Here is an 11,639-nt window from a genome sequence, read left to right as displayed (position 1 = left end):
TGACGTGGTCCAATTCTGATGGACACCTCGATGGGAGATTTTCCCGCAGAGGACGAGAAGAGCATGACCGAGAAGAAGAGAGCCCGTCGGGCATTTGATGCGGCGTTCAAGCTGCAAGTGGTTCGCATGGTGCGAGACCAAGGTTTGAGCGTCGGGCAAGTGTGCCGCGACATGAACCTGACGGACAGCGGCGTGCGCCGCTGGCTCGAGCAGTTCGACGAGGAAGCGGCGGGGCGCCCCGGTGCGGGCAAGCCGCTGACGGCGGAGCAGCAACGCATTCGCCAGCTCGAAGCAGAGAACCGGCAACTGAAGTCGGACAACGACCTGCTAAAAAAAGTGTCGGCCTTCTTTGCCCGGGGACTGAAGTGATTCACGCGCTGATCACGCAGTGGGCGGGGAAGGCCTCGATCAAGCAGTTGTGCCGAGTGCTGGATGTGAGCCGCTCGGGGTACTACGCCAGGCGCCAGCGCGGGCCGCGCACGTGTGCCCAGGCCGCGCATGCCAAGGCAGTGTTCGAGGCCAGTGGACGCAGCTACGGCAGCCGGCGCATGAGCGCGGCGTTGCGGGCGCAGGGCCTGAACGTGGGCCGCCACAGAGCCAGGACGTTGATGCGCAGCCATGCATTGCAACCGCGTTGGCGACGCAAGTTCGTTCACACCACCGACAGCCGGCATGGCTTGCCGGTGGCGGCCAACGTGCTGGATCGACAGTTCCGTCCCGCGGCGCCGAACCGGGCGTGGGTCTCGGACATCACCTACATCCGCACACGCAGCGGCTGGCTGTATCTCGCCGCGGTGCTTGATCTGTATTCGCGCAGGGTCGTTGGCTGGGCCATGGCGCCGAGCATGCCGGCACAGCTGGTGTGCCAGGCGCTGAACATGGCGATCGTCAGCCGTCGGCCCGCTGCTGGCTTGATCGTGCATTCCGATCGCGGCAGCCAGTACGCGAGCAGCGAGCATGCCGCCCTGATCGCAAGCAACGGCCTGGTTGCCAGCATGAGCCGCAAGGGCAACTGCTGGGACAACGCCGTGATGGAGCGCTTCTTCCTGAACCTGAAAATGGAACGCGTCTGGCAGCGCGACTACGCCAATCACGCCGAAGCGATGATCGATGTCGCCGACTACATCGCCTGCTTCTACAACCCCGTCAGGCTGCATTCCACACTCGGCTATCGCTCGCCTGTCGAGCATGAGCGACACGCCGAACACACTCACTGAGATTCAACCCACCCAACTCATTGACGTGTCCGAAATGGTTTGACCACGACAGACTTCGAGGATTCGGCTAGTCGCCGCAGGCATATGTTGTCCACTCGACACATTGAAGATGCATACGACGCAGCCAAGCTGATCGAAGGATCGCTGCTTGACGGCTGGGCGCTTGGCTATGTTGGCGTCCCATGGCCTGGCCCGTGGCCCAAGGTCAATGGCGACCTCTTCGTCGTCGATCCTGACGGCTGGCAAGCTGGCATCGCATGGGAGTCCTCAGGGCCGGAGGTCCGCGAGATATCCAGCGCGTCTGCGACCAGATGGGGTGTTTATCAGATCAGGTTTCCTCTGCCGGTGATGAGCGAACGCGATCTGGTTCGCAACTTCGTGGCGGTCCTTCCGATGCTGCGTGATCTGCGAGCAAGCGTCGCGGCAACTCGTGCGTCCTTCGCTTTGAAAGGCGAATGAGCTGCTCAACGGCGGCTTCGCCGAGTCGAATCGAAGGGCTTGAACGACCGCAACGGGTCGCCTACAGGCGAACAGGCACCGCGGCCGACCGGCAACAGTCGGCCATGACCAGCCGGTCGTGACTGACGGCTTTCGGGCAGGATGCTTGCGGCGAAACCATTCAAGCGGGAGCTTTGTGAATCAGGTCCTCGTTTCGGAAACTCAGAAGAGTCGCCTCTATGGGCACGCTGAAGCGCTCGGGTCAAGCACCTCACCGGCGCAGTCCGGTCAATCCAAAAAAAGCGTTGTGCCTCGTGGGAGTCTCAGTTGAACACACAGCATGTTCCCAAAAGAATGTCACGGTTCGCGCGGGCTGCAGTGCTCATGTTCGCAGTGAATGCGGTCGGAGGCTGCGGCGAATGGAACAGCTATTTGCTCGTCAAAGACGAAACGAAGCAAGTAGCCGGTTGTGCGGTCCATCGGGGAAAACTTTCGCCTGAAGACACGCAGCGATTGCATCAATGCATTGCCGCTTGCCAGCAAAAGGGGTTCAGGCTTAGTGCGCCCGATACCGTGCCCCCATTGCTACCTACATCGAACGAGGTCAGCCAACCGTCGATACCAGTCGCCTGTCAGGGATAGACGATTCTGGCTCCAGGCTTCACGCAGGCGTGCGATCGTCCGGCTTGTGGTCGTCGACCTCAGCCTCGCGTACGACAGCTCAAGGTCGGCCAGCGCCTGCCAGCTCGAGCGGGCGAACGGCTGAAGCCGGCCACAAGCCGTCCTTCGGCAGCGTTTGTTCCCGGGTAACGCTGTGAGAGGCTACGATGCAACAAGCAGCGTGGCGGAGCAGGAGTTTTCGGGCCCGGGCGAAGGGCGGCAGGTGTCAACACTGGCCGCCGCCGACCAGACGTCCGCGCAATCGGAAATGCAGATAAATTCCGTCTGCGGGGCGACTCGCACGCGCTCAGCCTCTTGAGCCAAACGTAAGACTTCATGACGGATCTTCGCTTCACAATTGCCCGTTGGATCGCAGTACCGGCAGCCATTTTTTTCGCCGCCAGTTGGCTGCTCTTGCCCTCACGCCTACAACTCTCCAAAGCAGTAGAGACGACCGCCCTCGCTACTCGATCAAGATTAAAGGGCGTGGATTACCTCTTTCTACAAACCCCTGCCTTTGGTGAAGTCCGGGTGCAGTGCATTGAGGCGCCAAAGCTCTGCGAGTTGCCCATTCCGCGTAAGGGCGCGCTACTTCGTGTGTGGCTGCAAGATGTCGGCCTCTTGGGTGGGCGTTGGATCGTCGCCGCTGAGTTTGACGGAAAAATAGTCGCCTCCCAAGAGTCGCAGGCGCCTGTTTTCCGCACCGCGAAGGTCATGTGGGGCCTGGGCTCTCTCATCGGTCTCGGCATAGCGTTCATCCTCTGGCACTTTGCCCCGTTCAAGGCGCTTGACCCGCGGGAGACCTAACCTTGCCATCAGGAGGATCTGGCGGCGGCTGGCAGCTTTGCGGCTTTGAAAACGAGGCGTCGAACGACGGCAAGGGGTCGATTGCCGCCCTTCAGTGCCGGCGCATGAACTCACGCGACCGGCAACGAGCGGAAGAACACCTCGTTCAACCGAAAGACCGTTCAGGCTGATGGAGCCAGAGGTTTACCGTCACCGAACGCGCTTCTCGCACAGCGCCTTCAGTGCTCCCAGTGCCTTCGGCCAGGTTTCCACCATGCTCTCGAATTCGTCCGTCATGTCCTGGTCCACCGTGAGCCTCGTTCCCTGCGGCGTGGCCGTGAAGGTGTAGTTCTCGTACGCTGGCGCCCAGGCGCGGATGGCTTCGCTGCCGGTGTCTTCAACCCCGTCGGCGATGTAGCCGAGATGTCGGATCGAAATGAACTCGTTCGGTCGGTTCTCGGCGATCTCCGAGATCACGCCCTCGCCGCTCGGGGTCAGGAAGCGAATGCGCCGTCCCTCCAGGCTACGACGATCCAGCTTGCGAGGATTCGACATCGCCCTGCGCCGGCGCCTCCGGATCGAAGGGCTGCACGCCCAGCCGTGCGACACCCTGGTCGACGCGCGCCGTGAGCTTCGCGAGCTTGCGCTGCAGGTCTTTCCAGTTGCGGATGCCCTCGTTCACCGGGTCCATCGGGTAGTAGAGCTTGTTGCCCTTGGGCTTGGCGGCCGACAGCGCGAAGCGCACCAGGTCGTTCAGCTCGAACGCCAGCTCGGTCATCTGCGCGCGGGTGTCGGCGACGTGCGCTTCGATCAGCTCGCGGCGGCGCGGGGTCATCTCCATCGAGGATCTCCTGGAGCATAGAAAAAGGGCCTGTCCCTTTCGGAACAGGCCCTGGTTTCCAGACGTTTTGGTGGGCGATGAGAGGGTCGAACTCCCGACATCCTCCACGTCAAAGAGGCGCTCTACCACTGAGCTAATCGCCCGAGTCCATGACTATAGCATCCCTTTTTTCGGGATCTGGTCAAGGCCGAAATTTTCTTCACGGCCCGGCTCATTTCCGGCGTGCACTTCGCACGCCGCCGATGCGGTCCACCGCGGCCAGCACCTGGTTCAGCCGCGCCGAATCGGCGACCTCGACGGTGAAGGTCATCCACGCGGTGCCGCCGCGCACGTCCTTCACCGACTGCGTGTTGACGCCGGTCACGTTCATCTTCTCCTTCGCGAACACCTCGGAGATGTCGCGCAGCAGGCCCTGCCGGTCGGCCGCCTCGACCAGCACGTCGACCGGGTACAGCGCAGGCTTGTCGCCGCGCCGATCACCCCAGGCGACCGAGATCACGCGCTCGGGGCTACGCGCGGCCATCTGCCGGAAGTTGCTGCAATCGGCACGGTGGATGGCCACGCCGCGCCCGCGCGTCACGTAGCCGCCGATCGGGTCCGGCGGCGCCGGCCGGCAGCAGCGCGACAGGCTGGTCAGCAGCGATTCGACCCCCACCACCAGCACGCCGCCCTTCGGCGCCTCGCCCTCGGGGCGCGTCAGGCGCTGCGTGATCACCGCATCGGGGTCGGGCTGCGGTTCCGGCGGGCGCAGCAGCGCCTCGATGTTGCGCAGCGAGAACTCGTCCTTGCCAACCACCTCGAACAGCGCCTCGGCATGGCGGAAGCCGAGCTGGGCCGCCAGGTCGTCGAGCTTCATCGAGGTCTTGCCCTCGCGCTGCAGCAGCTTCTCGACCGCCTCGCGGCCGCGCGCGATGGTGTCGCGCAGCGCCAGCGCGTTGAACCAGGCCCGCACCTTGGCCTTCGAGCGCGAGCTCTGCAGGTAGCCCAGGTTGTCGTTCAGCCAGTCGAGCGACGGCCCGCCCTCCTTGATCGTCGTCACCTCGACGGTCTGGCCGCTTTGCAGCCGGGTGTTCAGCGGCACCATCGTGCCGTCGACCTTGGCGCCGCGGCAGCGGTGGCCGAGGTCGGTGTGCACGGTGTACGCGAAGTCGATCGGCGTCGCGCCGGCCGGCAGCTCGATCACCGCGGCATCGGGCGTGAAGACGTAGATGCGGTCGTCGAACACCGCGCCGGGCGCCACGCGCTCGCTGCGCTGCTCGGTGCCGCCTTCGTCGTCGCGCTCGATGAACTCGCGCTCCCACGCCAGCAGCTGCCGCAGCACTGCCTTGCGCGCCTCGGCCACCTGCGCGTCGAAATCGCCGCTCGCGCTGACACCGGCATAGCCCTTGGTGCCGGCCTCCTTGTAGGCCCAGTGCGCGGCGACGCCGTGCTCCGCGTGCTCGTGCATCGCCCGCGTGCGGATCTGCACCTCGACCGCCCGCCCCTGCTCGTCCTGCACCACGGTGTGCAGCGACTGATAGCCGTTGACCTTGGGCCGCGCGATGTAGTCGTCGAACTCGCCCGGCACCGGCGGCCACAGCTCGTGCACCCGGCTCAGCACCGCATAGCAGTCGGGCACGTCGGCGACGATCACGCGCATCGCGCGCACGTCGAACACGCGGTCGATGTCGAGGCCCTTGCCGCGCATCTTTTTCCAGATGCTGTACAGGTGCTTGGGCCGGCCCTGCACCTCGGCACGCAGCCCGGCGGCGGCCAGCGCGTCGCCGAGCCGGCAGCGGAAGGCCTCGACGCCGTGCTCGCGCTCGACGCGCTTCTCGTCGAGCAGGCGTGCGACGTTCTTGTACTGCACCGGCTCCAGGAAACGGAACGACAGGTCTTCCATCTCCCACTTGATCTGCCAGATGCCCAGCCGGTTGGCGAGCGGCGCGAACACCTGCAGCGACTCGCGCGCCAGCACCACCGGGCACGGCTGCTTGCTGCTCGCGAAGTGCCGCAGCGTCTGCAGCCGCGAGGCCAGCCGCAGCAGCACGACGCGCAGATCGCGCGAGAACGCGAGCAGCATCTTGCGCACCCGCTCGGTCTGCTCGGCGCGCTGCTCGGCATGCACCCGGGCCTCGCGCGCGGCGCGCTGGATCTGCACCAGCTTGCGGGTGTGCAGCACCAGGCTCGCGTACGACGCGCCGAAGGCCTTGCTGACGACCTCTTCCGGCTTGCTGAGGAAATCGCTGGCATAGACCAGGTAGGCGGCGGCGCGCATCGACGGCGCGGCGCCGATGCCCTGCAGGATCGCGGCGACGCCGTCGGCATGCACCAGCGCGTCTTCTCCGGTGTCGAGCAGCTGTCCGTCGAGCAGCGGCTCGGCGAAGGCGCGTGCGCGCGCGAGCTGCGCGGCCTCGCTGTCGCGGCCCGTCTCGCCTGGCGTATCGGCGGCCAGTTGGACGATCGGGGCGGCGTCCTGGTGGGTGTCGAGCAGTCCGGTCTTCACGCCAGCAGAAACTCCCGGACGGCCGCGATCTGATCGGGCGAGGTCAGCATCGGCGCATGGCCGACGCCGTCGAATTCGCGCAGCAGCGCGCGCGGGCCGCGTTGCGTCATCGCCTGCGCAGTGGCGCGGGTCAGCAGGTCGGAATCGGCGCCGCGCAGCAGCAGCGTCGGGCACGCGATGGCGTCGTACATGCCCCACAGGACAGCCTCTCCGGCGCGCGCCGCCTCGGGCGTGATCGCGCGGAACGGCAGCGCGATCTGTGGGTCGTAGTGCGGCACGAAGCCATCGGTGTCGGCGCGCAGCATCGGCCGCGTCAGCGCCAGCCACTGCTCGCGGGTGTGCGGCCCGAAGCCCTGCGAGATGCTCCACAGCGCGTCAGCGGCTTCTTCCAGGCTGCGCCAGCGCGCCGGCAGGCCGAGGTAGGTGCCGATGCGCGCCAGCGCGGCCGGCTCGATGCTCGGGCCGACGTCGTTGAGCACCAGCTTCGACACCGGCGAATTCTTCAGCGCCGCGAGGCCCAGCCCGATCAGCCCGCCCATCGAGGTGCCGACCCAGTGCACCGTGCCGGCGTTCAAGCGCGCGAGCAGCGTGACCATGTCGGCCACGTAGGCGGGGATCTGGTAGCCCATCGGGTCGGCGAGGCGGTCGGATTCGCCGCGCCCGACGACATCGGGGCACACCACGCGGTAGTCGCCCTGCATCGCCTGCGCGAAGGTGTCGAAATCGCGGCCCTGGCGCGACAGGCCGTGCACGCAGACCAGCACGCGCGGGTTGCCGGCATCGCCCCACTCCCACCAGGCCATGCGATGCAGGCCGCGGGTGTCGAGGCATTGCACGTGGTTCAGGCGGGGTTCATGCATGGGCCGGGCTTCCTCTTCGATAATGGACTGTATCAACCTGGAGGTCTCCACCGTGCTCAAAGGAAAAACCGCCCTCGTCACCGGCTCCACCAGCGGCATCGGCCACGGCATCGCGCTGTGCCTGGCGCGCCAGGGCGCCAACGTGGTGCTCAACGGCTTCGGCGAATTCGAGGCGGCGCGCGCCGAGGTGGCCGCGCTCGGCGTGAAGGCCGGCTACCACGGGGCCGACATGAGCAAACCGGCCGAGATCGAGGCGATGATGACCTACGCGCAGTCCGAGTTCGGTGGCGTCGACATCCTGGTCAACAACGCCGGCATCCAGCACGTGGCCGCGGTCGAGGAGTTTCCCGCCGCCAAGTGGGACGCGATCATCGCGATCAACCTCAGCTCGGCCTTCCACACCACGCGGCTGGCAGTCCCCGGCATGCGGGCGCGCAACTGGGGCCGCATCATCAACATCGCGTCGGCGCACGGGTTGGTGGCGTCGGCGCAGAAGTCGGCCTACGTGGCGGCCAAGCACGGCATCGTCGGCTTCACCAAGTCGATCGCGCTGGAGACCGCGCAGACCGGCATCACGTCGAACGCGATCTGCCCGGGCTGGGTGCTGACGCCGCTGGTGCAGAAGCAGATCGACGACCGGGCCGCGCGCGAAGGCATTGCGGTGGAGCAGGCCTCGCGCGAGCTGCTGGGCGAGAAGCAGCCGTCGCTGCAGTTCGTCACGCCGCAGCAGCTGGGCGAGCTGGCGGTGTTCCTGTGCTCGGCCGCTGCCGACAACGTGCGCGGCGTGGCCTGGGCGGTCGACGGCGGCTGGACGGCGCAGTGAGCGTCGCCAGCCACCAGGGCATCACTTCGTCATCTGCACCGACCCATTGACGCTGACCGTCACGCTGCCCTTGCCCAGCTCGACCGGCAGCGACTCGTCGGCCGCGCCCATCGTCTTCATGCGGGCCATCGGCGCGGCGGCGTACATCACCGGCTCGTTGCTGCCGATGTTGACCTCGCGCAGCACGTAGCTGCTGAAGCCGAACTGCTTCGCGTACTCGGCCGCCTTCGCGCGGTAGCGGGCGATGGCCTGCGCGGCGACATCGGCCTCGACCTTCTCGCGTTGCTCGCGCGACAGGTTGCTGCCGACGCGGGCGATCGTCAGCGTGCTGATCTTCGCGGTCAGCGCGGCGATGCCGGGGATGTCCTTGCCCTCGACCACCAGCTCGGCGGTGCCCTGCCAGCCGTTGATGCCGCCCTTCTGGCTGTAGCGCGGGAACAGCGAGAAGTTGCCGGTGTGCACCTCGATGTCGCCCGGCTTCGCGACGCGCTTGGCCTCGGCCAGCGCGGCGTCGAGCGCCTGCTTCAGCTGCGCCTGCACGGTGCCGGCATCGGTGCCCTCGCGGGTGGTGCTGAGCGTCACGTTCAACAAGTCCTTGTTGACCTCGACGGTGGCGCTGGCCGACAGGCTCACCACGTTCTGCAGCGGCGGCTCGTTGGCGAGCGCGGGTTCGGCCGCCAGCGCGGCGGCAAAGGCCGCGACCGCGGCCAGGGGCGAGAGCTTCGATTGAATCGTCATGGATCCTCCTTGTGAGTGGCGCGCCGTCGGCGTGTCGTTGTCGGTCATCAGGCCGCGATGAACGGCAGCGCATCGAAGCGCCCGTTCAGCACCGCCTGCGGGTCGACACCCCACCAGCGCTGCGCGATGGTCGCATAGACCTGGCGGAAATCGGCCGTGTGGACGAGGTTCTGGCTCTCGTCCAGCCGCTGCAGGTCGGGCAAGCGGCCGATCACGCCGCCGCGCACCGCACCGCCCAGCGCGAAGTGCGGCGCGGCGGTGCCGTGGTCGGTACCGCCGCTCTGGTTCTGGCGCGCGCGGCGGCCGAATTCCGAATACGTCAACACCAGCGTGCGGTCCCATGCACCGGCCTCGACCAGGCCCTCGCGCAACGCGGCCAGGCCCTCGGCCAGCTGCTTCAGCAACGCGGCATGCGTGGGCAGCTGGCCGCGGTGCGTGTCGAAGCTGCCGTGCGTCAGGTGGAACACCGGCACGCCGCCGCGCCCCTTCTGGCCGGCGACGATCGCGCAGCAGGCGCGCACCGCCTGGCCGAAGCCGTGCGCCGGAAACTCGGTGCGCAGTGCCGGCGCATCGGGGTTGCGCAGGCCCTCGGCCGCCTGCAGCACGCCGGCCTCGACCTTCAGCACATGCGCCAGCGCGGCATTGCCCTGCAGCGCCGCCGGCCGCGCAAGCCGCGATTCGTTGACGAAGGCCTCGGCGCTGGTCAGCGACACCGCGCGCGCGCCGCTCAGCGCACCGAGCCCTGCGGTGCCGACCGCGACGCCTTCGGCGGTGAAGCGGCCGCGCTCGCGCAGCCCGGCGTCGAAGGCGCGCGCGACCCAGCCTTCGTCGAGGTACTCGCGCGCGGCCGATGCGGTGTCCCAGATCTCGATCGAGCGGAAGTGCGACAGGTTGGGCTGCGGGTAGCCGAGGCCGAGCAGCAGCGCCAGCTCGTGCTTCTCCCACAGCGGCATCAGCGGCGCGAGCGACGGGTGCAGCCCGAGCGCGCCATCGAGCCGCAGCACGTCGGCGGCCGGCAGCGCGAGCGTCGGCCGCAGCGCCGCATAGGCCGGGTCGGCATACGGCACGACGGTGTTCAGGCCGTCGTTGCCGCCCTTCAGTTCGACCAGCACCAGCACGCGGTTGGCCGCTGATGCGGCGGGCTGCAGCAGGCCGCTGCTGCCCTGGGCCCAGGCAGCGCCGGGGATGCCCGGCAGCGCGAGGCCGCTGCAGGCGACGGCGGCGCCCGACAGGCGCATGAATTCTCGGCGGGTGGAATGCATCGCGGCCTCCGGGTCACTTCAGTTGAAACGCAGGGTCCAGGCTCAGCGCCCGCAGCATCGACAGCCCGACCGTGCCGGCCGGCAGCGGATTAACCGGCGGCGCGGCGAGCACCGCGAACTCGATGCGCGCCTTCGTCGCGGCATCCGGCTCGCGATCGGCGTGCGCACCGAGCGGCGACAGCCACGCGTCCGCATCGAAGCGCAGCCCGCCCGCCCCCATCTCGACGCCGCGGAACAGCCGTTCGGTGAAGCGCTTGCGCTCGAGCAGCGTCGTGCTGTCGATCCAGTCGGTGTAGCCCGGCCAGCCCTTCACGTTGGGCGGCACGAACAGGCTCTGCCCGAGCTTGGCGCTGGCGCGTGCGATCGGCAGCATCGAATCGAGCTGCACCTCGAACTGGCGCAGCGTGCCGACCGTCAGTTCCACCGGCGACTTGATCAGCGCGGCGCGCGCGGCCGGGGCCCAGAACGCATCGCTCAGCAACAGCTCGCGCAGCGCCGCGTCGATGCGCCAGCCGCTGTCGCGCAGCCGGGACGCGACGCGCTCGAGCGCCGCCGCGTCCGGCACCGGCGAGACGAACTCGCGCCACAGCTTGCCGGCGATGAAGCGCGCCGCGGCTGGCTGCGCGAGCATCTGGTCGAGCGCGCCGTCGGTGTCGAAGGCGGCGCTGCGTCCGAGCAGCGTCTTGCTGCCGCCGTCGTGCAGGCGCGGGCGCAGCCGGGCGCTCCAGTCGGCGCGGTCGACGGTCCAGCCCGAGAAAGCGCGCGCGGCCTCCTTGATGTCCTGCTCGCGATACTGCCCTTCGCCGAGCGTGAACAGCTCCATCACCTCGCGCGCGAAGTTCTCGTTCGGCGCCTGCGCCTTGTTGGCCGCGCCGTCGAGGTAGATCAGCATCGCCGGATCGCGCGCGACGCCGTGCAGCATGTCAGCGAACGAGCCGAGTGCGTGCGTGCGAAACAGCTGCTGCTGGATGAACATGCCTTGCGGGTTCTGCACCTTCTGGACCGAGGTCGCGAAGTGGTTGTGCCAGAACAGCGCCATGCGCTCGGCCAGCGGCGCCGACGTGTCGCGCATCTCCTGCAGCCACCAGGCCGCGAGCTCGAGCGTGTCGCGGCGCGCCTGCTGCCGCGCGGCCTTGCGGGCGTCCTCGTCGGGCAACTGGCCGAGCGGCGTGCGGATGGCCTCGCCGGTGAAGGCCGGCGGCGGGTGCATGAAGCGGGCGGCGCGCGCCGCATCGATCAGCCGATCGACGGCGGCCTCGGCGCTCAGGCCGATCCAGGGCGCGAGCTGCTGCGGCGACGGCGCGAAGCCGGTGCGGGTCAGCAGATGGCGGGCATCGCTTTCGTTCAGCGTCATGCGTGTCTCCAGTCGGCCCCCAACGAACCGGCCACCAGCTTCGCCGACAACTCTTGCCGACCTTCACAAACCTTCACTTGCCAAACCCGAAAAGACGTGTCGCAAGATTTGTAACAGATGGTCCTGGCGCTCGAAATCCTCGACCGAACCTGCGCACAATCTCGGCTGTTACAAA

The 11,639-nt window shown here is 67.7% G+C and carries 11 protein-coding genes and 1 tRNA gene; 4 read left to right on the top strand and 8 right to left on the bottom strand.

Annotation, left to right across the window (positions count from 1 at the left end):
• Positions 1-63 precede the first annotated feature (63 nt).
• The 3 genes from BUE42_RS12350 to BUE42_RS12345 all read left to right on the top strand — a co-directional run bounded on the left by BUE42_RS12350 (position 64) and on the right by BUE42_RS12345 (position 3,122).
• A protein-coding gene (locus BUE42_RS12350) for an IS3 family transposase (protein WP_143171462.1) occupies positions 64-1,217 on the top strand; the annotation gives its coding sequence in 2 pieces (ribosomal slippage) (positions 64-328 and positions 328-1,217; 1,155 coding nt in all).
• Between the two features lie 87 nt (positions 1,218-1,304).
• Entirely contained in the window at positions 1,305-1,676 is a 372-nt protein-coding gene (locus BUE42_RS32160; protein WP_143171456.1) for a hypothetical protein, read from the top strand.
• Positions 1,677-2,651: 975 nt separating this feature from the next.
• Positions 2,652-3,122, top strand: a complete 471-nt coding sequence (locus BUE42_RS12345) for a hypothetical protein (protein WP_143171455.1) — start codon at positions 2,652-2,654, stop codon at positions 3,120-3,122.
• 189 nt (positions 3,123-3,311) lie between these two features.
• Here the strand turns inward: BUE42_RS12345 and BUE42_RS12340 are convergent, their stop codons facing one another.
• The 5 genes from BUE42_RS12340 to BUE42_RS12320 form a co-directional block, all read right to left on the bottom strand.
• A complete protein-coding gene (locus tag BUE42_RS12340; protein ID WP_143171454.1) occupies positions 3,312-3,656 on the bottom strand; it encodes an SRPBCC family protein in 345 nt (114 codons plus the stop codon).
• A complete protein-coding gene (locus BUE42_RS12335; protein ID WP_073465383.1) occupies positions 3,625-3,942 on the bottom strand; it encodes a hypothetical protein in 318 nt (105 codons plus the stop codon). The genes BUE42_RS12340 and BUE42_RS12335 overlap by 32 nt, the downstream gene beginning before the upstream one ends.
• A 68-nt stretch (positions 3,943-4,010) precedes the next feature.
• Positions 4,011-4,085, bottom strand: a tRNA-Val gene (locus BUE42_RS12330).
• A gap of 68 nt (positions 4,086-4,153) precedes the next feature.
• Positions 4,154-6,427 (bottom strand): RelA/SpoT family protein, encoded by a 2,274-nt coding sequence (locus tag BUE42_RS12325; protein ID WP_073465382.1) that lies wholly within the window; start codon positions 6,425-6,427, stop codon positions 4,154-4,156.
• Complete coding sequence (locus BUE42_RS12320; RefSeq protein WP_073465381.1) at positions 6,424-7,287, bottom strand: alpha/beta fold hydrolase; 864 nt, start codon at positions 7,285-7,287, stop codon at positions 6,424-6,426. The genes BUE42_RS12325 and BUE42_RS12320 overlap by 4 nt, the downstream gene beginning before the upstream one ends.
• Positions 7,288-7,309: 22 nt before the next feature.
• Here BUE42_RS12320 and BUE42_RS12315 point away from each other — a divergent pair, with 22 nt between their 5' ends.
• Positions 7,310-8,110, top strand: a complete 801-nt coding sequence (locus BUE42_RS12315; protein WP_200798950.1) for a 3-hydroxybutyrate dehydrogenase — start codon at positions 7,310-7,312, stop codon at positions 8,108-8,110.
• Positions 8,111-8,131: 21 nt separating this feature from the next.
• On the opposite strand, the gene BUE42_RS12310 is transcribed toward BUE42_RS12315, so the two are convergent.
• From BUE42_RS12310 to BUE42_RS12300, 3 genes are read right to left on the bottom strand one after another with little or no spacing between them, the layout of a single operon-like run.
• On the bottom strand, positions 8,132-8,848 hold the full coding sequence (locus tag BUE42_RS12310; protein WP_073465413.1) for an SIMPL domain-containing protein: 717 nt from the start codon (positions 8,846-8,848) through the stop codon (positions 8,132-8,134).
• Positions 8,849-8,895: 47 nt separating this feature from the next.
• Positions 8,896-10,110 carry a DUF1501 domain-containing protein gene (locus BUE42_RS12305; protein ID WP_073465380.1) on the bottom strand — a complete coding sequence of 405 codons (1,215 nt, stop codon included), beginning with the start codon at positions 10,108-10,110 and terminating at the stop codon, positions 8,896-8,898.
• A gap of 13 nt (positions 10,111-10,123) precedes the next feature.
• Complete coding sequence (locus tag BUE42_RS12300) at positions 10,124-11,464, bottom strand: DUF1800 domain-containing protein (RefSeq protein WP_073465379.1); 1,341 nt, start codon at positions 11,462-11,464, stop codon at positions 10,124-10,126.
• Between the last annotated feature and the right edge of the window lie 175 nt (positions 11,465-11,639).

Source organism: Rhizobacter sp. OV335, assembly GCF_900142965.1.
Classification (GTDB): domain Bacteria; phylum Pseudomonadota; class Gammaproteobacteria; order Burkholderiales; family Burkholderiaceae_C; genus Rhizobacter.
Note: the sequence above shows the minus strand (reverse complement) of the source record. Positions and strands in the feature narration are given on the sequence as shown.